Consider the following 24771-nt stretch of genomic DNA (forward strand, 5'->3'; position numbering starts at 1 on the left):
TGAAGCCAGGCCGACAGCCACACCCGGAGAGGCGACGTGTCCCAGCAGCAAGCGCCCGTACCGTCCACCCGCCGAAGCCCCTCGCGCGCCCTCCGGCTGCGTGCCGTCACGGCGACCGGTGCCCTGCTCGTCCTTCCCCTCGTCACCGCGTGCGACGGTGGCGACGACGCCGAGGGCGCGGGCGGCGGCAAGGCGGCGCCGAGCGTGACCGCCGCTCCGGCCGCCGGGGTCGTCGCACCGGCCAGGGTGGAGGTGATCGCCGGGCTCACCGGCTGCAAGGCGAAGATCCGCATCGACGCCGACGAACTGCGCCAGGGCCTGTGCCATACCGAGAAAGCCGACTACCTCATCACTACCTTCCCCGAGGAGAGGTTCAAGGAGACCTGGCTGGAGGAGGCGCGCGTCTACGGAGGCAAGTACCTCGTCGGGACGCGCTGGGTGGTCAGCGTGAAGCCGGCGCTGCTGGAGTCCTTCCGCGCGAAGCTCGGCGGCACGATCAGGGAGCTGCGGGGCATCGGCCCCAAGCCCGGCCCGAAGTGACCGCAGGAGCTCCGGCCACGCCTGCTTCTTGTCGTCGGTGCTGGTGGGCGTCATGATGGTGCGGCTCGGCACATGAGCCGCCCCGCTCGCGGCGGCATCGCAGATTGAGTCCGTCGTGGTCGCCACCTTTCGTCGCCACTCGCTCGCGGGCGAGATGCTGGTGCTCCAGCTCGCCATCGTCGTGGTGGTGCTGCTGGCCGTCGCCGGGGTCTCCCTCGCCCAGTCCCAGGCCACCTTCAACCGCGTCGAAGGGCGCCGGGTGGGCGCGCTCGCCGAACAGCTGGCCGCCAACCCCCTGGTGCGCAGCCAGCTGACGCGTCCCGCGCCGGGGGAAGCGCTCGCCCCGTTGGTGCTCGCCACCCAGGCGCAGTCGGGGGTGACCTCGGTGTCGGTGGCGGACGCGGCCGGGCGGATCGTCAGCTCCACGGACCCCACCGTCGTCGGGGAGCGGATGCGGCTGGGGCCGGGCACCGCCCAAGGCCGCGGCTGGTCCGGGCAGCTGACCCTGGACGGCGACCGCGAACTTGCCGCCCAGGTGCCCGTCCTCGGGGCGAGTGAGGAGAACCTGGGCCGGATCCTCGGCACGGTGATGATCGGCGAGGCCGATCCGACGGTGTGGCAGCGGCTCAGCGGCGCGTCCTCCTATCTGCTCGCCTACCTGGGCATCGCCAGCGCACTGGGCGTCGCCGGCTCCTGGCTGCTCGCGCGGCGGGTGAAACGGCAGACCCTCGGGCTGGAGCCGGGCGAGATCGCCGGGCTCGCGGAGCACCGGGAGGCGATGCTGTACGGGATCGCGGAGGGCGTGATCGCCCTGGACCCGCAGCACCGGCTCACCCTCGTCAACGACATGGGCCGCCGCCTGCTCGACCTGCCCGAGGACTGCGTCGGCCAGAGCCTCGAAGGCCTCGGCATCGACGGAAGGCTGCGCGACGTGCTGTCGGGCACCGCCGCCGGCGAGCGGGACGAGGTCGTCGTCCGGCACGGCCGGGTCCTGGTGATGAACCGGATGACCGTCACCAAGGACGGCCGGCCGCTCGGCTCGGTCACCACCCTGCGCGACCGCACCGAACTGGCCCGGCTGGAACGGGAGCTCGGCTCCTTCCGCAGCTCCTCGGAACTGCTGCGGGCACAGGCGCACGAGTTCGCCAACCAGCTGCACACCATCTCCGGACTGATCCAGATCGGTGAGCAGGACGAAGTCGTGGCCTACATCCGTGCGTTGAGCCGGCACCGCCAGTCCCTGGACGTCACCCTCAGCCGCCGCGTCGGGGACACCGCGGTCGCCGCACTGCTGATGGCGAAGGCCTCCCTCGCGGCGGAACGTAAGGTCAGCCTGCGGATCTCGGACGACACCGCGCTGGAGCGCCTGACCCCTGAGGACGCCGCCGATGTGGCGACCGTGGTCGGCAACCTCGTGGACAACGCCGTCGACGCCGCCGGCGCCCGGGACGACGCCTGGGTGGAGGTGGCGCTGCGGCAGGACGCCGCCAGCGTGGAGATCGTGGTCCGCGACTCGGGGCCGGGCGTGGCTCCGGAACTGGCCCGCGAGGTGTTCTCCCACGGATTCACCACCAAGGCCGCCCGGGAGGGCGAGCGTGGCATCGGACTGGCCCTGACCAAGCTGGTCTGCGAACGGCACGGGGGAGAGATCTCGGTGTCCAACACGCCTGAAGGGGCCGTGTTCACCGCACGCATGACCGTCAGCCACCTCGACGGCGCGGTGGCGGAAGGAGCGGCCCCATGACCGAGGCGAGCGACAAGGCGGACGCGATCGACGTCCTGGTGGTCGACGACGACTTCATGGTGGCACGGGTCCACCGCGCGTTCGTCGAGCGCGTCGAGCCGTTCCGCGTCGTCGGCACGGCCCACACCGGGGGACAGGCCATCGAGGCGGTCGAGACGCTTCGCCCCGACCTCGTCCTGCTCGACCTGTACCTCCCCGACCTGTTCGGGCTCGACGTCATCCCCCGGCTGCGGACCGCCGGGCACGACTGCGACGTCATGGTCATCAGCGCGGCCACCGAGGCCGAGACGGTACGCGGCGCCGTCCGCCGCGGCGTGGTCGACTACCTCCTCAAACCCTTCGACTTCGAGGATCTGCGCCTGCGCCTGGAGCGCTACGCCACCCAGCGGGGCAGGCTGCTGACGACGGTGGTCCGCGGTCAGGCGGACGTGGACCGTGTCCTGGCCGGCGCGTTCGGCCCGGCACCGGCCCCCACCCTGCCCAAGGGCATGAGCGTGGAGACCGCCGAACTCGTCGAGCGGGCCCTGCGTGAGGCGGACGGCACCCTGTCCGCCACCGAGTGCGCCGCCGTCACCGGCGTGTCCCGGGTGAGCGCCCGCCGCTACCTGGAGTACTTCCACGGCACGGGCAGTGCGGAGGTGTCCCTGCGCTACGGCGCCGCCGGCCGGCCGGAACGCCGCTACGGCTGGCGGGGCTGAGTCGTCACCCGGGACCGGAGGCGGGGCCCTGTTCCTCGTGGCGGGCGTGCACGCGCCGCAGCAGTGAGGCCAGTTGCTCCCGTTCGGCATCGCTCAGCGGGGACAGGAGGTCGTCGTCGGCGGAGGCGATGTCGGCGTTGAGATGGTCGCGGGCCGTTCCGCCCTGCGGGGTGATGCGGACGTCGACGCGGCGGGCTGTCTTTCCCGTCGCGTACATCAGGTACGCGCTGAGGTCCAGCACGCTGGGCGGCGTCATGCGTGAACGGTGGTCCGGCTGTGCCTTCTCTGTGAACACCGTCCAAAAAATAGGGCACTTGGCGCCTGAGGCAGCAGCGCTTGTCCGTGATCGCCGCCGTGCGGACCGGGCCCACATGGCGGCGCTGCGGTGCCGGCCCCGGGACCGTACCGGGGCGGCAGGTCAGGGGCGGCCGGTGAGGTAGCCGCCCATGGAGGTGAAGTACTCGGCGGCGGGCAACTCCCGGCCGTCCTCGGTGCGTACGCGGGTGATGGCCAGGCCGTGGTTGCGTCCCCTGCGGGCGTCGGCGCCCGCGACGATCACCACACCGTCGCCCTCGCGGTAGAAGATCCGGCCGGGGGTGCCGCCGTAGCGCCCCTCGGACACGAACGAGGCCAGGACGTCGAGCCGCTTGCCCCGGTGGAAGGTGTAGGCGCTCGGGTACGGCTCCGACTGGGCGCGCACCAGGCGCTCCAGGTCCTCCGCGGGCCAGCTCCAGTCGATGCGGCTGTCCTCGTCGGCCCGCTTGTGGAAGAAGGACGCCTGGGAGCGGTCCTGCCGGGTGAACTCGGTCTGCCCCGAGGCGATCAGGCCGAGTGCGCCGATGGTGACCGGGGCGATGAGGTCGACGGTCTTGTGGAAGAGGTCGGTCGCGGTGTCCGCCGGGCCGACCGGCACCGCCTCCTGCCGCACGATGTCGCCGGCGTCGAGTTCGTCGTTCATCATGTGCGCCGTGACGCCCACTTCGGACTCGCCGTTGATGAGTGCCCAGATCAGCGGTGAGAAGCCGGCGTACTTCGGCAGCAGCGAGTCGTGCACGTTCAGCGTGCCGTGGCGGGGCAGTCCGAAGATGCGCGGGGGGATCCAGGTGCGCCAGTTGTTGGCCACGATGATGTCCGGGTCGGCCTCCTTGAGGCGCTCGAACAGCTCCTCGTCGTCGGGGCGGTTGCGGATCAGCACCGGGACGCCGTGCTCCTCGGCGAGGTCGGCGACCGAGTCGCTCCAGATCTTCTCGTAGGCGTGCTCGCTCTTGGGGTGGGTCACGACCAGCACCACGTCGTGCTCGGACTCCAGGAGGGCTTGCAGGGTGCGGTGCCCCCAGGTCTGGTAACCGAACATGACGACCCGCATGGGGTTCCTCCTCAGAGCAAGGTGTTGGCCGACGCAAGTAAAGCAAGGCTTACCTTAGTGCGCAACGGGTGTGCGCGGTCGGTGAGTTGGCGAGACTCACCTTCGATCCGTGTCCGTTTTGCCCTGTCGACACCTCTGCGGGTTTAGCTTAGGCTCACCTAAGTTCGTTGGCGTGCTGCGTCGTCGGCATGCCCGTCTCCCGTTCCCTCCACACCTGACACGCGCGGCTGCCCCGCACGATGGGAGTGACATGTCGCAGGTTCTTCCCGATGGCGCATCGCCGGTCCACGACCTGATCGGTATCGGCTTCGGGCCGTCCAACGTGGCCATGGCGATCGCGCTCCGCGAGCACAACACCCGCGTCGGCGGGCAGGAGGCGATCGCCGCTCACTTCTTCGAGCAGCAGCCCCGCTTCGGCTGGCACCGCGGCATGCTCATCGACGACGCCACCATGCAGGTCTCCTTCCTCAAGGACCTGGTGACGCTGCGGAACCCGGCCAGCCAGTACAGCTTCCTGTGCTACCTGCAGAGCAAGGGCCGGCTGATCGACTTCATCAACCACAAGAACCTGTTCCCGCTGCGGGTGGAGTTCCACGACTACTTCGAGTGGGCCGCGGCGCAGGTCGAGGACATGGTCTCCTACGGCCACGAGGTCGTCGGCGTCGCGCCCGTGACCCGGGACGGTGTCGTGGACCACCTGGAGGTGACCGTCCGCTCCGGCGGCGGCCTCGAGGTCCACCGGGCCCGCAACCTCGTCATCGGCACCGGACTGCGTCCGCTCGTGCCCGAGGGTGTGGAGCGCGGCGAACGGGTCTGGCACAACTCCGAACTGCTCGCGAAAGTAGACGAGTTGAGGGGAACCTCGCCCTCCCGCTTCGTCGTCGTGGGCGCCGGCCAGAGCGCCGCCGAGAACGTCGCCTACCTGCACCGCCGCTTCCCCGAGGCCGAGGTCTGCGCCGTCTTCTCCCGCTACGGCTACAGCCCCGCCGACGACAGCAGCTTCGCCAACCGGATCTTCGACCCGCAGGCCGTCGACGCGTACTTCGCCGCCCCCGCGGACGTCAAGCGCCGGCTGATGGACTACCACGGCAACACCAACTACTCCGTGGTGGACATCGACCTCATCGACGACCTCTACCGGCAGTCGTACCAGGAGAAGGTGCTCGGCACCGAGCGGCTGCGGTTCCTCAACGTCTCCCGGCTCACCGGCGTCAAGGAGACCCCGTCGAGCGTCCGCGCCACGGTGACGTCCCTGGTCACCGGCGAGGAAACCGATCTCGACGCGGACGTCGTGGTCTTCGCCACCGGCTACAGCCCCGTCGACCCCACGAGCCTGCTCGGGGAGGTCGCCGACCGCTGCCTGCGCGACGACGAGGGCCGCGTCCGCGTCGAGCGCGACTGGCGCATCGCGGCCGACCCCGCCCTGCGCTGCGGCATCTACCTCCAGGGCGGCACGGAGCACACGCACGGCATCACCTCGTCGCTGCTCTCCAACACCGCCATCAGGGTGGGCGAGATCCTGGACTCCCTCCTCGGCCGCAGGGCCGAGCCCGCCGCCGACCGGACGCACACGGTCGCCGACGGCACGGGCAGCGCCGCCCGCTAGGCGCTTCGCTGCGGGTGCCGGTGCCAAGGATCGGCGCCGGCGCCGCCATGACCGGTCGCGCCCTCTCCCCGGTTCCTTGGGGGAGTCGCAGGCGCCATCCGGTCAACTCGCCCATTACGCAAGGGATAACGTACGTCGACATGGGCACGACTGCTGCAGTGGAGCGGCCCCCGGTCAAGGGCTCGACAGCGACCCGTCACCGGCGGGTCGTGGGTCTCGGCACCCTTCTGACGGTCCTCGTGATCGCCGGCGTCCTGTCGCTGGCCGTCGGGGCACGCGCGTTGAGCCCCGCCGAGGTGTGGCACGGACTGTTCGGCGCCCCGGACCCCGACCGGCGGCTCACGGAGATCAGGCTCATCGTCGAGACCGTACGCGTACCCCGCACGGTCCTCGGGGTCGTGGCGGGCGTCGCCCTCGGCGTCGGCGGGGCGCTGATGCAGGGGTTCACCCGCAACCCGATCGCCGACACCGGCCTGCTGGGCGTGAACTCCGGCGCCTCGTTCGCGGTGGTGGTGGCGATCTCCGTGTTCGGGCTCGGCAACCCCTTCCAGTACGTCTGGTTCGCCTTCGCCGGGGCGGCCGTCGCCGGTGTCGTGGTGTTCGCTCTCGCGAGCATCGGGCGCGGGGCCGGCAACCCGCTGACCCTCGCCCTGGCCGGCCAGGGCGTCACGGTGTTCCTCGCGGCGATGACCACCGCCGTCGCGCTGTCGGACAAGGCGGCGCTGAACGCCCTGCGGTTCTGGAACGCCGGCTCCCTCGCCGGTGCCGGATTCGACGTCATCCGGCCGGTGACCGCCTTCATCGGTGCCGGGCTCTTGCTGGCCCTGACCACGCTGCCCTCCCTCAACCTGCTCAACCTCGGCGACGACGTGGCCAGGGGCCTGGGCGTGAACATCGCGCTGAACCGGACCGTCGGCATCACCGCCATCACCCTGCTGGCCGGCGCGGCGACGGCCGCGTGCGGCCCCATCGCCTTCCTCGGCCTCATGGTCGCCCACGTGGCCCGGTACCTGACCGGCCCGGACTACCGCTGGCTCGTGCCGTACGCCGGTCTGCTCGGGGCCGTCGTGCTGCTGCTGTGCGACATCGTCGGCCGACTGGTCGTGCGGCCGGGCGAGTTGGACGCCGGTGTTCTCGTGGCGCTGCTCGGCGCCCCCTTCTTCGCGGTCCTCGTGTGGCGCGGAAAGCTCAGGAAAGCATGAACGTGACCGGGGTGAAGCCGTCCCTGCCGCCGGGCGTGCGGCTCGGCCGGGTGTCGTTCGTCTGGCGGCCCTGGCTGCTGTGCGTCACGCTGCTGCTCGCGGCGGCGGCCTTCCTGGCGTTCTGCGTGTCCATCGGCGTCGGGGACTTCCCCGTAGGCCTCCCGCAGGTGATCGCCACACTCTTCGGGCGGGGCGAGCGGGTCGACGAGTTCGTCATCATGGACCTGCGGATGCCGCGCGCCCTGGCCGGACTCGTCGTGGGCGTCGCCCTCGGGGTGTCCGGGGCGCTCACGCAGTCCATCGCCCGCAACCCGCTCGCAAGCCCGGACGTCCTGGGCATCACCTCGGGTGCCAGTGCCGTGGCGGTGTTCCTGGTGACGGTCTCGGGCGGGACCGCCGCGGCGATCGCCAACTCCGTGGGACTGTCGGCCGCGGCGCTCGCGGGCGGGCTCGGCACGGGCCTGCTGGTGTACTTCCTGGCCTGGCGGCGCGGGGTGGACGGCTTCCGGCTCATTCTCATCGGCATCTCGGTGAGCGCCGTGATGGAGGCGATCACGGCCTGGCTGCTGGTCACGGCCGACATCAGGGACGTGGCCCGGGCCCAGGCGTGGCTGGTCGGCTCCCTGGAGGACCGCTCCTGGGGCGAGGTCTGGACGGCCCTGTGGTGCGGGCTCGTCCTCCTGGCCGTCGTCTCCTGCGTCGCCTTCCAGTTCGGGCCGATGCACTTCGGCGACGAGATCGCCGCGGGCCTGGGCGTGCGCTACGCGAGGGTGCGGGCGGTCCTGCTGCTGTGCGCGGTGCTGCTGGCCGGTGTGGCGGTGAGCGCGGCGGGCCCCGTGCCGTTCGTCGCGCTGGTGGCACCGCAGGTGGCGATGCGTCTGGCGCGCTGCCCCACACCGCCGATGGTGGCCTCGGGCCTGACGGGCGCGCTGCTGCTGACCGGCTCGGACCTCGTCGCGCGCACGGCGCTGCCCGTTTCGCTCCCGGTCGGCGTGGTCACCGCCGCGATCGGCGGGCCCTTCCTCGTCTATCTGCTGGTACGGGCGAACCTGCGGTAGATGTACAAGAGTCAGCTGAACCCGAACAAGGGGGGACCCGTGGTCGCACAGTCCGTCACCGAGGCCGCGGCCGACGGCGCTTCGCGGCTCGCAGCCCGAGGTGTCACGGTCGGCTACGGCGGCCGGGTCGTCATCGACAAGCTCGACGTGGCGATACCGCCGGGCGTGATCACCACGATCATCGGCCCCAACGGCTGCGGTAAATCGACCCTGTTGCGCACGTTGTCACGGCTGCTCAAGCCGGCCGGCGGGACGGTCGTCCTGGACGGCGAGGACATCGGCGGGCTCCGGACCCGGGACGTGGCGAAGAAGCTGGGGCTGCTGCCGCAGGCGCCCGTCGCGCCGGAGGGGCTGACGGTGGCCGACCTGGTCGCCAGGGGCCGTCACCCCCACCAGAGCTGGCTGCGGCAGTGGTCGTCCGACGACGCCGACGTGGTGGCGCGCGCCCTGGCCATGACCGGGGTGTCCGACCTCGCCGACCGCCCGGTCGACGCGCTGTCCGGCGGGCAGCGCCAGCGCGTCTGGATCTCGATGACGCTGGCTCAGGGCACCGACCTGCTGCTGCTGGACGAGCCGACGACCTATCTGGACCTGGCACACGCCCTCGACGTCCTCGACCTGGTCGACGATCTGCACGAGTCCGGATGCACGGTCGTCATGGTGCTGCACGACCTCAACCTGGCCACGCGCTACAGCGACCACCTCGTGGTGATGCGGGAGGGGTCGATCCTGGCGCAGGGGCATCCGCGTGAGGTGGTCACCGCCGAACTGCTATATGAGGCCTTCGGGTTGCGTGCCCGGGTGATCGACGACCCGGTCGGCGACCGGCCGCTCATCGTGCCGATAGGGCGGGCCCACGTGCAGCCCGGACACCTTCCGGCGCAGGGCTGTTAGTAAGGCTAGGCTAACCTCACTCTCGCGCGGTAAGGTTTGGCTGCCCTGAGGCAAGGGCGCAGCGAACTGGCGCGAAAGCAAGGGGATGTGGATGCTCCTCCATCGAACGACGCCCGGAAAGCCATGGCGGCGGCTGGCAGCGGTACTGTCCGCGACCGCCCTCGGCGTCGGTCTCCTCGCGGGGTGCGGTTCCGGCACGGCGGACACGGCGGACAGCGAGAACAAGGACACTCAGGCCGCAGCCGCCGGCGACTTCCCGGTCACCGTGGAGCACGCGTTCGGATCCACGACGGTCGACAAGGCGCCCCAGCGGGTCGTCACCGTCGGCTACACCGACGACCAGACCGTCCTGGCCTTCGGCGTCAAGCCCGTCGGCATGGTCGACCAGTATCCGAACCCGCCCGGCAAGAGCCCGGACATCAACACCCGGTGGCCTTGGGTGAAGGACAAGTGGGGCGACACCAAGCCCGAGGTCGTCATGAAGAACGGCGACTCCGGCCCCAACTACGAGAAGATCGCGGCCCTTCGCCCCGACCTGATCGTCGCGGTGTACTCCGAGATCGACCAGGCCGCCTACGACAAGCTCTCCAGGATCGCCCCGACGGTGGCCCGCACCAAGGGTGAGAAGGAGCCCTTCAGCGCTCCCTGGCAGGACAACGCCCTGCACATCGCCAAGGCCCTCGGCAGGGCCGGCGAGGGCCAGAAGATGGTCGACGACATCCAGGGCCAACTGGACGCGGCCAAGAAGGCGCACCCCGAGCTCGGCCAGGAAACCGCGGTCGCACTGTCCTGGTACAAGGACTCGGTGGCACCCTTCACCTCCACCGACGTCCGCGGCCGGCTCGTCACCGGCATCGGCTACAAGTACCAGACCGGGATCGACAAGATCGCGGGCGGCAACTTCTACACCACGCTCTCGCCCGAGCGCATCGACCTCGTCGACGTCGACCGCATCTTCGTCATCAACGACAGGGCCGACACCGAAGCGCTCAAGAAGTTCAAGCTGTTCGCCAACCTCGACGCCGTGAAGAAGGGCAACGTGTCCTACCTGCTCGACAGCGAGGGGCCGGCGGTCGGCGCGGCCATCTCCCAGGGCACCCTGCTGTCCATGCCGTACGCGATCGACGAGCTCGTCAAGTCGGTCGAGTAGGGAGGTGAGCACCGCCGACACGCGCGTCGCCCCGGCGGCCCTGCGCACGACGAACGGACGCGAGGCCGCCCGCTGGGTCGCGGACCACTGCCGCGCGATGCCCGGGCTGACGACGGCGACCGTGCTCACCACGGTCGCGGGGGCGGCGCTCCAGGTGCTCCCCGTGCTCCTGCTCGGCCGGGTGGTCGACGGGGTCGTCGGGGGCGAGGACCGTTCGGTCCTGGTCACGATCGGGGTGCTCATCGGTGCCGCCGCGCTGCTCGGCGCGGCGGCCACCGCGGTCTCCACGTACCTCATCGGACGGCTGGGCGCGGATCTGCTCGCGCGGCTGCGCGAAGGCGCCGTCCGTGCGGTGCTCGGCATGCCGAGCACACGGATCGAGCAGGTCGGCCGGGGTGATGTGCTCTCCCGGGTCGGAGACGACGTGGCCGTCATCTCCAAAGGCATCCGCACGGCCGTCCCCACGGTGTTCTCGGCGGGCGTGCTGGTCGTCATCGCGACCCTCGGCATGTTCGGGCTCGACTGGCGGCTCGGCCTGGCCGGTGCGGGGGCGCTACCCGCGTACGCGCTGGCGCTGCGCTGGTACCTGCCCCGGTCCGCCCCGCTCTACCGCAGGCAGCGCGTGGCCCAGGCCGATCGCGCCCAGGCGTTCATCAGCGGCCTGAACGGCATCGACACGGTCAGGGCCTACCGTCTGGAGGGCGCTTTCCGCGAGAAGGTCACCACCGAGTCCTGGCGGGTGCGCGAGCTCGGCATCGAGGTGTTCCGGTTCTTCGGCCGGTTCGTCGGCCGGGAGAACCGCGCCGAGTTCATCGGTCTGGTCCTGATCCTGGTGGTGGGGTACGCCCTGCTGGAGGCGGACGCGGCCACCCTGGGCGAGGTGTCGGCGGCTCCGCTGCTGTTCCACCGGCTGTTCACCCCGCTGGGCGCCATCATGTTCACCTTCGACGAGGCGCAGAAGTCGGGCGCGAGCCTGACCCGCCTGGTCGGGGTGCTGGGGGAGTCCGCCGAGGAGCGGCTGGTCGGCGACGAGTCCGTGACGGCGGCCCGGGCCGGGGCGTACCCGGTGACGGTCGAAGGACTGACGTTCCGTTACCCGGGTTCCGAGGAGCCGGTGCTGCGGGACGTGGACCTGTCGATCCCGGCCGGAGGCTCGCTCGCCCTGGTCGGCGCCACGGGTGCGGGCAAGACGACGCTGGCCGCGTTGATCGCCGGGATCGGCACCCCGCAGACCGGTTCGGTGCGCGTCGGGACGACCGACCTGGCCGACCTGGACGAGGCCGGCGTGCGGGCCCTGGTCAGCCTCCTCACGCAGGAGACGCACGTCTTCTCCGGCCCGCTCGCCGACGACCTGCGGCTGTCCGCGCCGGGGGCGAGCGACGCTGAGCTGAGGGACGCGTTGCGCACGGTCGGCGCCGAGGGCTGGGTCGCCGCGCTGCCCGACGGGCTGAACACCCCGGTCGGTGAAGGGGGCGAGCGTCTGGACGTCACCGAAGTCGCCCAGATCGCCCTGGCCCGGCTGGTGCTGGGGAGGGCGCCGGTGGTGGTGCTCGACGAGTCGACCGCGGAGGCCGGCAGCGAGGGCGCCGCCGAGCTGGAGCGGGCCGTACTGGCCGCCTGCGCGGGCCGGACCACGCTGTTCGTGGCGCACCGGCTGACCCAGGCGATGGCCGCGGACCGGATCGCCGTGCTCGACGCGGGACGGGTCGTGGAGCAGGGGACGCACGAGGAACTGGTGGCTCTGGACGGCCGGTACGCACGACTGTGGCGGGCCTGGCGAGAGGGTAGTTAGGCAACCCTTATTTAGGTTAGCCTAACTCCACATTCTGGAAGGGACGCTGAGTCTTCGATGATGGAATCGCGTGCTCGTCTCGTACTGCTGTCTCCCACGCGCCTTGCCGCTGTGCGCCGGCGGATCGGCGACCACCCCGACCGGACCATCACCGAGGCCTGCGCCATCGGCCTGTCCTACTGGGCGACGGGCGACAGCCCCGACGGCATCGACCTCACGCCCGGCACGCTCTTCGCCGACGTCCTCGGCTGGGTCGGCAACGGCGGGACGGCGCCCCGCGGTTGGGCCGTCTCCGCGGACGGCCGCGGCATCATCGTCCCCGAGGACGTCACCCCCGAGGACGCACAGCTCGCCCTGGACGACCTGGCCGACTTCCCGGACCGGCCGCTGGGCACCATCGGCCCGTCCAGCGTGGCGGCCAGACTCCGGACCCTGGCCGAGTGGAACGACAACCGGGCCGACCGGGACCGCCCCACCGTCGTCGAGATGTTCCACCGGCAGGCGAGCGCACGACCGGACGCCGTGGCCGTCGTCGACGAGCACCGGTCGCTGACCTACCGTGAAACCGCCGAACACGCGGCCCAGCTGGCCAACCATCTGCTCACCCGCGGACTCGGCTCCGAACAGGTCGTCGGCATCTCCCTGCCCCGCTCCGCCGACATGGTCGTCGGGCTGCTCGCCGTGCTCCAGGCCGGCTGCGCCTTCGTACCGCTCGATCCGCAGTGGCCCGCCGCGCGCCGCGCCGTCGTTATCGAGGACGCCCGGGTCGTCGTCCAGCTCAACGCCTCCGGCGAGCACGACCCGGCCGAACCGGACGCCGTGGCCGTCGACCTGGACGACTGGCGGTACGGCTCCTACCCGGTGGAGCGGCCCGACGTCACCGTCCTCGGTGACGCACTGGCCTATGTGATCTTCACGTCCGGTTCGACCGGGCGACCCAAGGGCGCGATGATCCGGCACGAGGCGATCAGCGAGCGCCTGCTGTGGCAGGTGAACGAGATCCTGGGCTTCGGCCACGACGACGCCTCCCTGTTCAAGGCGCCGCTGTCCTTCGACATCTCCATCAACGAGATCTTCCTGCCGCTCGTCTCCGGCGGCCGCCTCGTCGTCCTGCGGCCCGGCGGCGAACGCGACCCGCACCACCTGCTGAGCGTCATCGCCGAACAGCGCGTCACCTTCACGTACCTGGTGTCGTCCATGCTGGACGTCCTGCTGGAGATGGCCGGCGACTCCGGCCGCCTGGACAGCCTGCGGCACGTGTGGTGCGGCGGCGAGGTCCTCACCCCCGAGCTGTACGAGCGCTTCCGCACCAAGCTCGGCACCATCCCCATGTACCACGGTTACGGCCCCGCCGAGACGACCATCGGCGTCTCCCACGTCATCTACCGGGGCGCCGCGGAACGCCTGTCGACGTCCATCGGCAAGGCCAACCCCAACACCCAGCTCTACGTCCTGGACGACGAACTGCGCCCCGTCCCCGTCGGCGTCGGCGGCGAACTCTACGTCGGCGGCTTCCTCCTGGGCCGGGGCTACGTGGGCGCGCCCGGCCTGACCGCCTCCCGCTTCGTCGCCAACCCCTTCGCGAACGACGGCTCCCGCCTCTACCGCACCGGCGACCTCGCCCGCTTCGCCCCCGACGGATCGCTGGACTTCCTCGGCCGCGCCGACAACCAGATCAAGATCCGCGGCATGCGGCTGGAGATCGAGGACGTCGAGGCCGGCCTCGCCGAGCACCCCCGGGTCCGGCACACCTGCGTCGTCGCGAAGAAGAACACGGCCGGCGGCACCTACCTCGTCGGCTACGTCATACCCGCCGCCGGCAGCGAGGACCTGCACGCCGGAGAGGTCAAAGCCTGGGCCGGCGCGCACATGGTCGAGTACATGGTGCCCGCCCACATCGTGGTGATGACGGAGTTCCCGCTCACCGCCAACGGCAAGCTCGACCGCAACGCGCTGCCCGAGCCCACGATCGGGACCAGTACGCTCGCCCGCCCCACCACCGACGACGAACGGACGGTGTGCGCCGCGGTCGCGGAGGTGCTGCGGCTCGAAGAGGTCGGCGTCGACCAGGACTTCTTCCAGCTCGGCGGCGACAGCATCCTCGCGATCTCGCTCCTGAGCGCGCTGCGCGAGCAGGGCCTGCACGTCACGGCACGGCAGATCTTCACCCACGGCACGGTGGGCGCGCTGGCCGCCGTCGCGAGCCGCGAGGACGTCTCCGCCGTGGACCACGCCGATGTCGCCACCGGCACCGTCGTGGGCTCACCCATCGTGCAGTGGCTCGGCGAGACCACGGACGCCGTCGACGGCTTCGTCCAGTCGGTCGTCCTGAACACCCCCGCGGACCTGACCGCCGACACCCTCGACACGATCCTCACCGCGCTCGTGGCCCGGCACGACATGCTCCGCGCCAAGCTGGTGCGCGGCAGCCGCTGGAGCTTCGACATCCCCGACGCGGACCGCGCCGAGCCCGCAGCGCAGCGCAGCGACCGGCCGCTCGACGAGTGCATCGCCCTCGCCACGGCCGGGCTGGACCCGGCGAACGGCGTGATGCTCCGGGCCGTCTGGCGCCCCGAGGCACGCCAACTCGTCCTCGTCGCCCACCACGTGGTCGTCGACGGCGTCTCCTGGCGCATCCTGATGGAGGACCTGGCCACCGCCTGGCGGCAGTTCAGCTCGGGCCGGCCCATCGAACTCCCGCCGGTGGGAACGTCGTTCCGGCGCTGGACCCAACTCCTGGAACGCGCCGCATTCGACGCCGACAGCTCCTCCTTCCTGCGCCCCCTGCCCGGCGAGGACCTGCCCCTGGCCCGCCGCGCCCTGTCCGGCACGGACACCGTCGCCGGCGAACGCCTTCACACCGTCACGGTGGGCCCCGACCTCACGGCCGCACTGCTGGGCGACCTCCCCGCGAAGTTCCACGCCGGCGTCAACGACGTCCTGCTCACCGCGCTCGCCGTCGCCCTCGCCCGCAGGCGCCGCGACCTCGGCCAGGACCAGACCTTCGCCCACATCGAGCTCGAAGGACACGGCCGCGAAGGGCAGTTCGTGGCGGGCTCCGCCGGATTCGAGCCGGACCTGTCCCGGACCGTCGGCTGGTTCACCACCCTCTTCCCGGTCACCGTGGACCCCGGCACGGCAGCCGACCTCACCACCCCCGCGTACCTGACCGCCGCCCTGAAGGCGGTCAAGGAGGACCTCGCCCGGGTACCGGACAACGGCATCTCCTACGGCGCCCTGCGCTACCTCACCCACAGCGAGTTCGACGCCCCCGCCCCCCAGGTGCTCTTCAACTACCTCGGCCGCTTCGCCGCCGGCGCCCCCGAAGACTGGCAACTTGCGTGCACGACAGGGCAGTTGGGCGAGAAGCGCGATCCGCGGATGCGCCTGCCGCGCGCCCTGGAGTTCAACGCGATCGCCGAACCCGCCGCCTCCGGCGCCTACGAACTCGTCACCACCATCTCCTGGCCCGACGGACTGTTCACCGACGCCGACATCACGACACTCGCCGACCACTTCCGCACGGCCCTGACCGGACTCGCCGCACTCGACGAGGGCGGCCACTCGCCCAGCGACTTCCCCCTCGTACCGCTCACACAGGCCGACGTCGACGCCCTGGACGGCCCGGACCTGCGGGACATCCTGCCGCTGACCCCGCTCCAGGAAGGCCTCTACTTCCACTCGGTCTTCGACGACGACTCCGCGGGCGCCTACGTCGAGCAGCAACTGCTCACCCTCGAGGGCGAGGTGGACGCCGACCGGCTCGCGTCGGCGGCCACCCGGCTGCTCACCCTGTTCCCGAACCTCGCCGCCCGCTTCGCGGCCCTCGCCGACGGCCGCGTGGTGTCCGTCCTGGAGAGCGGAGCCGCCGCCCCCTTCACCACGCTGGACCGCCCCGGCATCACGGCCGAGGAGATACGCGACCTCGCCGAACGGGACCGCCGCACCGGATTCGACCTGGCCACCGGCCCCCTCATGCGCTACACGCTCATCCGCGCCGGCTCCGGCCGGAACGTCCTGGTGCAGACCGTGCACCACATCATCGCCGACGGCTGGTCCGTGCCGCCCATGCTCCGCGCGCTGCTCCGCGAGTACCACGCCCCGGGCACCGTCCACCCGCTGGGCGGCTTCGCCGACTACGTGCGCTGGCTCGCCGGACGCGACGCCGACGAGAGCGACCGCGTCTGGCGCGGGGAACTCGCAGAGCTGCCCGGCCCGTCCATGATCGCCGAGGGGCACACGCCCTCCGACCGGTTCGCCGAGACGGTCATGGCACCCGAGGGCGACCTCGACGCCGCCGCCCGCGAGGCCGGCGTGCCCCTGAGCGTCGCCGTGCACAGCGCCTGGGCCGTCACCCTGGGCGGCATCCTCCAGGGCCGGGACGTCGTGTTCGGCTCCACGGTCTCCGGCCGTGACGCCGAGGTGCCCGGCATCGGCGACATGGTGGGCCTCTTCATCAACACGATCCCCGTACGCGCCCGTTGGGCCCCCGGGGCCACCGCCGCCGACCTGCTCACCTCGGTGCGCGACCACCAGAGCACGGTCCTGCCGCACCAGCACGTCTCCCTGGCGCGCATCGGCCGCCTGGCCGGTGCCGGTGCGCTCTTCGACACGCTCGTGGTGTTCGACGTGGCCACCGACGTGACCTCGCTCCGGCGCCCGGGCGACACGCTGACCATCACCGACCTGGTCAACGAGGGCGCTCCGCACTACCCGCTGACCCTCGTGATCGAGCGCGCCCACGACGGCCGTCCGCGCTTCAACCTCATCTACGACGGTGAACTGCTGCGCGCGACGACCGCCCGTTCGATCCTGCGCACCTTCAGCAGGACCCTGACCGGCCTGCTCGCGCACCCTGACACCCCGGTGGACGACCTGGCGGCGGGAGCCGAACGACTCCCCGCCCCCGTCACCCCGACCACCCTGGGCGCACTGTTCGACACCGCGGCCCGCCGCGACCCGGCGGCCACGGCCGTCACCCAGTGCGGCCTCGACGGCGCCACCCGCTCGCTTACCTACGGCGAACTGTCCGACGCCAGAGACGACCTGGCCGGCGCCCTGCGCGCGGCAGGGGTCGGCCCGGGCGGCCGGGTCGCCGTCGCCGTCCCCCGCTCCCTGGAGCAGGTCGTCGCCCTCGTCGCGATCGTCACGGCGGGCGGTGCTTACGTCCCCCTCGACCTGGCGTACCCGGACGAGCGGCTGGAGTACATCCTGGCCGACGCGGCCCCCCAGGTCGTCCTCGTGGACCGCGACCAGCACGAGCGCTTCAGGCGGCTCCTGGCCCGCGCGGGGGTGCCGGCCCGGGTACTGGTCCAGGGCGAAGAGCCCCCGGCCCCCCGCACGGTGCCGGCCCTCGAGCCCGACTGGCACACCCCCGCCTACGTGATCTACACCTCCGGATCCACGGGCCGCCCCAAGGGCGTCGTCGTCCCGCACTCCAGCGTGGTGACGCTGCTCGCCCACACCCGACCCGCCATGGACTTCGGCCCCGACGACGTGTGGGTCCAGTTCCACTCCTTCTCCTTCGACTTCGCGGTCTGGGAGCTGTGGGGCGCGCTGGCCCACGGCGGTGAGCTGCTGGTGCCCGAGTACGGCCTGACCCGCTCCCCGGTCGACTTCCACCGGCTGGTCCGCGAGCGCGGCGTCACCGTCCTCAACCAGACCCCCTCGGCCTTCTACCAGTTCATCGAGGCCGACCGGCTCACCGGCGAACCGCTGCCCGCACTGCGCCGGATCGTCTTCGGCGGCGAGGCACTGGACCTCGGGCGGCTGCGCGGCTGGGTCGAGCGGCACGGCACGACGGCCCCCGAGCTGGTCAACATGTACGGCATCACCGAGACCACCGTCCACGTCACCCACCGAGTGCTCACCGACGAGGACTTCGCCCCCGGAAAGGACGTCAGCCCCATCGGCGGCCCGATCCCCGGCCTGGTCACCCACCTCCTCGACGACCGGCTCCGCCCGGTGCCGCCGGGCCGCGAGGGGGCCATCTACGTCGCCGGCGACCAGGTGTCCCTCGGCTACCTGGGCCGCCCCGGCCTCACCGCGGGCCGCTTCGTCGCGAACCCGTTCACGGCCGACGGCTCCCGCATGTACCACACGGGCGACCTCGCCGTCCGCACCCTCGACGGCGAACTGGTCTTCACCGGCCGCGCGGACGACCAAGTGCAACTGAAGGGATTCCGCATCGAGTTGGGGGAGGTGGAGTCGGCGATCAGGGCCCTGGACGGCGTGACCGACGTGGCGGTGACGGTGGCGGACAGCGGCGATCACCTGGTGGCGCACGTGGTGGGCACCGTGCCGACCGACCTCACCGCCCGTCTGTCGTCGAGGCTTCCCATGCACATGGTCCCGGGCCGGTTCCTGACGATCGACGCCCTGCCATTGACGATCAACGGCAAGCTGGATCGAAGGGCCTTGGCAGAGCGCCCCGTCAGGGGCGCGGGGAACTGCGCGACCAGCCACAACGCACCCGCAGAAGAAGCCACCGCGGTAGCCGCACTCACCGAGATCTTCACCGAGGTGCTGCCCGGCACCGACGTAACGGCCGAAACCGACTTCTTCCGCGCCGGAGGCGACAGCATCATCGCCATCACGGTCGTGAACAGGGCACGCACACTCGGCCTGCCCCTCACCCCGAGGGACGTCTTCCTGCTGAGAACCCCCGGCGCACTGGCCGAAAACCTGCGAACGCGCGCTCCGCAGGCCACCGCGGAGACCACGCACCGCGAAGACGGCCCACTGCCTCCCACCCCGATCATCCTCCGCCAACGCGAACTCGGCGGCTCCCTCACCCGCTTCGCCCAGGCCAGGACACTGCAGGCCCCCGAAGGCACCGGCTACCCGGACGCCGTACGCGCGGCGAACGCCGTGGTCGCCGCCCACCCCACCCTCCGGCTGCGCGTCGACACCGCCCACGGCGTGTGGACCCTCCGCACGGAACCCGCCCGCGAGATCACCGCCGTACGCCCGGACACCACCGACGCGGCAGCCGTCGCGAACGAGGCCGCGGGGCAACTCGACCCCGAGTCGGGCGAGGTGATCGCGTTCGCGTGGCTGGAGCCGAGCAGGACCCTCGTCGTCACCGTCCACCACCTCGCCGTCGACGCGGTCTCCTGGCTGATCCTGCTCGACGACCTGGCCACGGCCCTGCGCGGCGAGCCCCTCGCCCCGCCGACCACCTCCTACGCCGAGTACGCCGAAGCCCTGACGCTCCGGTCGGCTCAGGACACTCATGACCTCGACCGCTGGGTCACGACACTCCGCGCGCCCGAACTGCTGAGCGCCCCGGGCCACTTGCGCAAGACCACGGTCGTACTCGCACCCGACGTGAGCGACATCCTCACCCGCACCGCCCCCGCCGCACTCGGCATCGGCCTCACCGAGCTGCTCTGCGGAGCCCTGCGCACCGCGCTGACCGGCATCCAGCCGTCGCCCACCGATCTCGCCGTCGACCTGGAACGGCACGGCCGTGTCCCGGCCCTCGAACAGCACGACTACACCCGTACCGTCGGCTGGTTCACCTCCATCGCACCCGTGCGGCTCACCCCGCACACCGATCCCGTCGCCGCCGCGCGCGAGGTCGTCGAGCGTCAGCCCGACGAGGACGGGCACGTCGCCTACGGCCGGCTCAGGTACCTCAACCCGCAGACGGCCCCGCTGCTCACCGCCCGCCCGCAGGTGCTGTTCAACTACCTCGGGCGGGGCAGCGAGTCCCAGGCCCTGCACCTCACCGGCGGCGACCAGGGCAGCCCCTACGCCGTCGAGGTCAACGCGTGGGCCGACGAGGCCACCGGCAGCCTGCTCGCCGAGTTCGTTCTCGCCGAGGGCGTCCCCGACGAGATCACCGAGCACTGGCGCAGCGCGCTGCAGCACGTCGCGGACGCCGCGACGACGGCCGAGCGCACCGCCCCGGTCACCCCGCTCCAGCGTGGCCTGTACTTCCAGGCCCAGCTGGCGGGCTCGGCCGGACACTACGTCGCACAGAACTGGTTCACCTTCGACCGTCGCCTGGACACCGGCGCTCTGGCGGAGGCGATGGCCCACGTGATCGCGCGGCACCCGGTCGTCGGTGCCGGCTTCGCCACCGACGACGACGGAAGCCCGGTGCAGGTCCTCAAGACCGGCCGGCGCGTCGACGTCCGTACGGTCGACCTGGCGACGGACGCGGAGATCGACGCCCTGCGCGCCCAGGACCGCGACACCGGGTTCGACCCGGGCGAGCCGCCGCTGATCCGGCTGACGGTCGTGCACCTGCCCGGCGACCGGGACGGCCTGCTGCTCAGCTACCACCTGCTGCTGTGGGACGGCTGGTCCCGGGAGATCGTCCTGCGGGACCTCTTCGACGCCTACCGCGCCGTCCTCGCGGGTGAGCCGCTCGACCCGGCCCCCGCCACACCGAGCTTCGAGGAGTACGCCCGGGCGCTCGCCGCCCAGGACTCCGCCGCGTCGGAACGCTTCTGGGCGGACCGGCTGGCCGCCCTGCCCGGCCCCACCCTGCTCGCCGGGCCCGCACCGGCCTTCTCGGACGACCTGCCGAAGGCCCTCGTGCACACGCTGTCGGCCGAACAGTCCGAGCTGGTGCGCGAGGCGGCCCGCGTGCACGGCGTCACCCTGAACTCGGTGCTGACCGGCGCGTTCGGCCTGCTGCTCGGTGCCCACACCGGCCGCAGCGACGCCGTGTTCGGCGTGACCGTCTCCGGCCGTGAGGGCGAGGGGCGCTCCGGCATCGTCGGCGTGCTGCTCAACACCGTGCCCCTGTGGACCCGGGCCCGCCCCGAGCAGTCGGTCCGCGCCTACCTGTCGGCCGTCCAGGCGGCCCGGGTCGAGGCGATGGAGCACGAGCACCTGGGGCTCGGCGAGATCCAGCGGGCCAGCGGGCACGACACTCTGTTCGACAACCTGTTCGTGCTGCAGAACTTCCTGGACATGGACGCGTTCGCCGAGATGAACGCCCGGCACGGCATCACCTCGGTCACGGCCGACGACTCCACCCACTATCCGTTCACCTGGGTCGTCACACCGGGGGAGCGGCTCACCGTCAAGCTCGAGTACCGCGACGGGGACACCGGCAACGCCCGCCGTCTCCTCGACGGCTACCTGGACCTGCTCGAAGACCTGGCCCGTGCCACCGGGCCGGTCGGCGCGCTGCGGGGTCTGGGCCCGGTGCCCGAGCCGGCCGTACGTACCGACGTCGGCACGGACACCGTCGTCGACCGTTTCGACCAGGCGGCGGACCGCGACCCGGGGCGCGTGGCGCTCGTCGCCCACGGCTCGACGACGACGTTCGCCGAACTCCGCGACCGCAGCCGGGCCCTGGCGGGCGTGCTCGCCGCGCGGGGCATCGGCCCGGAGCGGACCGTGGGCCTCGCGATCCCGCGCTCCCCCGACTGGATCGCGGCGCTGTTCGCCGTCCTGCGGGTCGGCGCCGCGTACGTGCCGCTGGAGCTGGACCACCCGGACGAGCGGATCGCAGCCATCGTCGACGACGCCCGCCCGGACGTCACCCTCACCCTGAGTGCCGTCTCACCCCGGCTGACCGGCGAGCTGATCGAACTGGACCGGCCGCTGCCCGAGGCCGAGCCGTATGTGACGTTCGCGCCGGACGACCCCGACCGCCTGCGCCACCCCGCGTACACGATCTACACCTCCGGCTCCACCGGGAAGCCCAAGGGCGTGGTGACCGAGTACGCCGGGCTCACCAACATGCTGATCAACCACCAGCGCCGGATCTTCGAGCCGGTGCTGGCCGAGCACGGCCACCGGATCTTCAAGATCGCCCACACCGTGTCGTTCGCGTTCGACATGTCGTGGGAGGAACTGCTGTGGCTCGCCGACGGCCATGAAGTCCACATCTGCGACGAGGAGTTGCGGCGGGACGCGCCCCGGCTGGTGGAGTACTGCCTGGAGCACGGCATCGACGTCGTCAACGTGACCCCGACCTATGCGCAACAACTGGTGGCCGAGGGCCTGCTCGACCAGCCGGGACGGCGGCCCGCGCTGGTGCTGCTCGGCGGCGAGGCCGTCACCCCGACCCTGTGGCAGCGGCTCGCCGAGACCGAGGGGACGGTCGGCTACAACCTGTACGGGCCCACCGAGTACACCATCAACACCCTCGGCGTCGGCACCTTCGACTGCCCGGACCCGGTGGTGGGCGTCGCCATCGACAACACGGACGTGTACGTCCTGGACCCCTGGCTGCGGCCGCTGCCGGACGGGGTGCCCGGCGAGCTGTACGTGTCCGGCGTCGGCATCGCACGCGGCTACCTCGGACAGCCCGCCCAGACCGCGCACCGCTTCGTGGCCTGCCCGTTCGGCGAACCGGGCGAGCGCATGTACCGCACCGGCGACCTGGTGGTCCGCCGGCCGGACGGCAACCTGATGTACCTGGGCCGCACCGACCAGCAGGTCAAGATCCGCGGCCACCGGGTCGAACTCGGCGAGGTCGAGGCGGTGTTCGCGGCGCACCCGGCGGTGCGGTTCGTCGCGGCGGTCGCCCAGCCCGACCCCCAGGTCGACGGCGCCCACCGGCTGGCCGCCTACCTGGTGCTGGAGGGGGCGGAGCTCGCGACCGTCGCCGCCGAAGTGTGCGCCGCACTGCCTGACTTCCTGCGGCCCACCCACTACGCGCAGGTCGACGGCATCCCGCTGACGGTGAACGGCAAGGCCGACACCAGGGCACTGCCCGAGGCCAAGCCGCTGGGCGCGCTGACCACGGCGGGGGAGCGGGCCCCGCGGACCGGGACCGAGACCGTGGTGTGCGAGTACTTCGCCGAGGCACTGGATCTTGACGACGACGAGGTGAGCGCGGTGAGCGACTTCGTGTCCCTCGGAGGACACTCCATGCTGGCGGTACGGCTCGTCGGGCTGCTCCGCCGCGAGTACGGTCCCGTGATCACCATCCGTGATCTGTTCACCCTGCGCACCCCGGAAGCGATTGCCCGCCACCTCGATGACAACTGACACGCAGCGGCCCCGCCGAGGGGCCGCCATCCTGCGGACCGCCCTGCGCCGCAACATCGGCGCCATGGCCTGGGGCACCCTCCTCATGGGCCTCTACCAGGCCGGGGAAACGGCCTTTCCCATCGCGCTCGGCCTGATCGTCGAGCACGCGATGCGGGACGGCCGCAGCCTCCAGGCGCTCGCCCTGTCGATCGGCGCGCTGGCCGTGATCATCACGACGGTCTCGCTGTCGTGGCGGTTCGGCATGCGGATCCTGCAGAAGGCCAACACGACCGAGGCGCACCGCTGGCGGGTGAAGGTCGCGGCCTGCGGCCTGCAGCCCGTGGCCCGGGACGTCGACCTCAAGTCCGGCGAGGTGCTGACCATCGCCACCGAGGACGCGGACCAGACCGCGGACATCATCGAGGTGGTGCCGCTGCTGATCAGCTCGCTGGTGGCGGTGCTGGTCGCGGCGGTGGCACTGGGCCTGGCCGACATCCGGCTCGGCCTGCTGGTGATCGTGGGCACGGTCGCCATCCTGTCGGTCCTCAGCGTGATGTCGAAGCGGATCGGCAGCAGCACCCAGGAGCAGCAGGCGAGCGTGGCGCGGGCGGGTGCGAAGGTCGCCGACCTGATCACCGGCCTGCGCCCGCTGCACGGCTTCGGCGGCAACCACGCGGCGTTCCGGTCCTACCGGAAGGTCAGCACCGAGGCGAAGCACCAGTCGATCACCGTCGCCAAGGTGAACGGTGCCTACGCGGGTACCGCCCTGGCCCTCAACGCGGTCCTCGCCGGCGCGGTGACCCTGATGGCGGGTTGGCTGGCGTTCGAGGGCCGCATCAGCATCGGCGAACTCGTCATGGCGGTGGGCCTGGCGCAGTTCATCATGGAGCCGCTCAAGCTGTTCTCCGAGATGCCCAAGTACGTGATGATCGCGCGCGCGTCGGCCGAGCGGATGGCTCTGGTGCTGTCGGCCCCGCCGGTCATGACGCCGGGCTCCGCAAGCCCGTCGCCGGGCGGCGACCTCGAGGTCGACCGCGTCCAACACGGCATGTTGACCGACCTCAAGTTCCGGGTCAAGGCAGGTGAGTTCGTGGCCATCGCCCCCTACCAGCCCCGCGCGGCGGCCGACCTCGCCGCGGTCCTGGCGGTGCGTGTCCCGCCCACGGCGTACGAGGGGACGGTACGGATCGGCGGCCGGGAACTGGCGGACCTCTCCGTCGAGGCGGTCCGTGAGCACCTGCTGGTCAACCCGTACGACGGGGAGATCTTCGCGGGCACGCTCCGCACCAACATCGACCCGTCGGGCACGAGCCGGACCGTCCCCGACGCCGTCGAGGCCTCGATGCTGACCGATGTCGTCGCCCTGCACCGCGAGGGACTCGACCACGGCGTCCGCGACCGGGGCGCCAACCTCTCCGGCGGCCAGCGCCAACGCCTCTCCCTGGCCCGGGCCCTGGCCGCCGACACGGACGTCCTCGTCCTGCACGACCCGACGACGGCGGTGGACGCGGTCACCGAACAGCTCATCGCCCGCAACGTGGCGAAACTGCGCCGGGGCCGCACGACGATCGTGATCACCAGCAGCCCGGCGTTCCTGGACGCGGCGGACCGGGTCCTGGTCCTGGACGACGGAGTCATCGCCGTGGAGGACACCCACCGCAACCTGCTGGCGAGAGACCAGGACTACTGCCAGGCGGTCGCACGGTGACGATTGAGAGGGGCTCGGGGGAATCGCCCCCAAGGGCGCGGGGCTGTGTCAATGTGCAGCTCCGCCGCG

Annotated in this window: 13 protein-coding genes; 11 read left to right on the plus strand and 2 right to left on the minus strand. The window is 71.8% G+C overall.

Features of this window, described 5'->3' with window-relative positions; genetic code table 11:
* Positions 1 to 36 precede the first annotated feature (36 nt).
* The 3 genes from AB0B29_RS13400 to AB0B29_RS13410 all read left to right on the plus strand — a co-directional run bounded on the left by AB0B29_RS13400 (position 37) and on the right by AB0B29_RS13410 (position 2982).
* Positions 37 to 540: a hypothetical protein gene (locus AB0B29_RS13400; protein ID WP_362238078.1), complete on the plus strand. Its 504-nt coding sequence runs from the start codon at positions 37 to 39 to the stop codon at positions 538 to 540.
* A gap of 115 nt (positions 541 to 655) precedes the next feature.
* Positions 656 to 2284: a sensor histidine kinase gene (locus AB0B29_RS13405; RefSeq protein ID WP_362238081.1), complete on the plus strand. Its 1629-nt coding sequence runs from the start codon at positions 656 to 658 to the stop codon at positions 2282 to 2284.
* The gene (locus AB0B29_RS13410; protein ID WP_362238084.1) at positions 2281 to 2982 is read left to right on the plus strand and encodes a response regulator; all 702 of its coding nucleotides are present in this window, start codon (positions 2281 to 2283) and stop codon (positions 2980 to 2982) included. The genes AB0B29_RS13405 and AB0B29_RS13410 overlap by 4 nt, the downstream gene beginning before the upstream one ends.
* 4 nt (positions 2983 to 2986) lie before the next feature.
* Here AB0B29_RS13410 and AB0B29_RS13415 read toward each other — a convergent pair whose 3' ends face one another.
* Together AB0B29_RS13415 and AB0B29_RS13420 are read right to left on the minus strand one after the other, a co-directional pair.
* A complete protein-coding gene (locus AB0B29_RS13415; protein WP_362238087.1) occupies positions 2987 to 3238 on the minus strand; it encodes a hypothetical protein in 252 nt (83 codons plus the stop codon).
* A 162-nt stretch (positions 3239 to 3400) separates the two neighbouring features.
* On the minus strand, positions 3401 to 4348 hold the full coding sequence (locus tag AB0B29_RS13420) for a methionyl-tRNA formyltransferase (protein WP_362238090.1): 948 nt from the start codon (positions 4346 to 4348) through the stop codon (positions 3401 to 3403).
* Positions 4349 to 4598: 250 nt separating this feature from the next.
* On the opposite strand from AB0B29_RS13420, the gene AB0B29_RS13425 reads away from it, so the two are divergent.
* The 8 genes from AB0B29_RS13425 to AB0B29_RS13460 all read left to right on the plus strand — a co-directional run bounded on the left by AB0B29_RS13425 (position 4599) and on the right by AB0B29_RS13460 (position 24702).
* Positions 4599 to 5954, plus strand: a complete 1356-nt coding sequence (locus AB0B29_RS13425) for a lysine N(6)-hydroxylase/L-ornithine N(5)-oxygenase family protein (RefSeq protein ID WP_362238092.1) — start codon at positions 4599 to 4601, stop codon at positions 5952 to 5954.
* Positions 5955 to 6094: 140 nt separating this feature from the next.
* Entirely contained in the window at positions 6095 to 7156 is a 1062-nt protein-coding gene (locus AB0B29_RS13430; RefSeq protein ID WP_362238094.1) for a FecCD family ABC transporter permease, read from the plus strand.
* Positions 7153 to 8214, plus strand: a complete 1062-nt coding sequence (locus AB0B29_RS13435; protein WP_362238096.1) for a FecCD family ABC transporter permease — start codon at positions 7153 to 7155, stop codon at positions 8212 to 8214. Before AB0B29_RS13430 ends, AB0B29_RS13435 begins: the two co-directional genes overlap by 4 nt.
* A gap of 39 nt (positions 8215 to 8253) precedes the next feature.
* Complete coding sequence (locus tag AB0B29_RS13440) at positions 8254 to 9108, plus strand: ABC transporter ATP-binding protein (protein WP_362238098.1); 855 nt, start codon at positions 8254 to 8256, stop codon at positions 9106 to 9108.
* A 91-nt stretch (positions 9109 to 9199) separates the two neighbouring features.
* On the plus strand, positions 9200 to 10258 hold the full coding sequence (locus tag AB0B29_RS13445; RefSeq protein ID WP_362238100.1) for an iron-siderophore ABC transporter substrate-binding protein: 1059 nt from the start codon (positions 9200 to 9202) through the stop codon (positions 10256 to 10258).
* 4 nt (positions 10259 to 10262) lie between these two features.
* Positions 10263 to 12050, plus strand: a complete 1788-nt coding sequence (locus tag AB0B29_RS13450; protein WP_362238103.1) for an ABC transporter ATP-binding protein — start codon at positions 10263 to 10265, stop codon at positions 12048 to 12050.
* A gap of 57 nt (positions 12051 to 12107) precedes the next feature.
* Positions 12108 to 23012, plus strand: coding sequence for a non-ribosomal peptide synthetase (locus tag AB0B29_RS13455; protein WP_362238106.1), 10905 nt, complete (start codon positions 12108 to 12110; stop codon positions 23010 to 23012).
* Positions 23002 to 24702 carry an ABC transporter ATP-binding protein gene (locus AB0B29_RS13460; RefSeq protein ID WP_362238109.1) on the plus strand — a complete coding sequence of 567 codons (1701 nt, stop codon included), beginning with the start codon at positions 23002 to 23004 and terminating at the stop codon, positions 24700 to 24702. The genes AB0B29_RS13455 and AB0B29_RS13460 overlap by 11 nt, the downstream gene beginning before the upstream one ends.
* Positions 24703 to 24771: the final 69 nt, after the last annotated feature.

Source organism: Streptomyces tibetensis (assembly GCF_040647715.1).
In the GTDB taxonomy this organism is placed as follows: Bacteria; Actinomycetota; Actinomycetes; order Streptomycetales; family Streptomycetaceae; genus Streptomyces; species Streptomyces tibetensis_A.

Bases quoted from the DNA above. Each gene is read 5' to 3' on its own strand.
- AB0B29_RS13410 (WP_362238084.1), top strand. From the start codon at position 2,281: ATGACCGAGGCGAGCGACAAGGCGGACGCGATCGACGTCCTGGTGGTC.
- AB0B29_RS13415 (WP_362238087.1), bottom strand. From the start codon at position 3,238: ATGACGCCGCCCAGCGTGCTGGACCTCAGCGCGTACCTGATGTACGCG.
- AB0B29_RS13420 (WP_362238090.1), bottom strand. From the start codon at position 4,348: ATGCGGGTCGTCATGTTCGGTTACCAGACCTGGGGGCACCGCACCCTG.
- AB0B29_RS13425 (WP_362238092.1), top strand. From the start codon at position 4,599: ATGTCGCAGGTTCTTCCCGATGGCGCATCGCCGGTCCACGACCTGATC.
- AB0B29_RS13430 (WP_362238094.1), top strand. From the start codon at position 6,095: ATGGGCACGACTGCTGCAGTGGAGCGGCCCCCGGTCAAGGGCTCGACA.
- AB0B29_RS13435 (WP_362238096.1), top strand. From the start codon at position 7,153: ATGAACGTGACCGGGGTGAAGCCGTCCCTGCCGCCGGGCGTGCGGCTC.
- AB0B29_RS13445 (WP_362238100.1), top strand. From the start codon at position 9,200: ATGCTCCTCCATCGAACGACGCCCGGAAAGCCATGGCGGCGGCTGGCA.
- AB0B29_RS13455 (WP_362238106.1), top strand. From the start codon at position 12,108: ATGATGGAATCGCGTGCTCGTCTCGTACTGCTGTCTCCCACGCGCCTT.
- AB0B29_RS13460 (WP_362238109.1), top strand. From the start codon at position 23,002: ATGACAACTGACACGCAGCGGCCCCGCCGAGGGGCCGCCATCCTGCGG.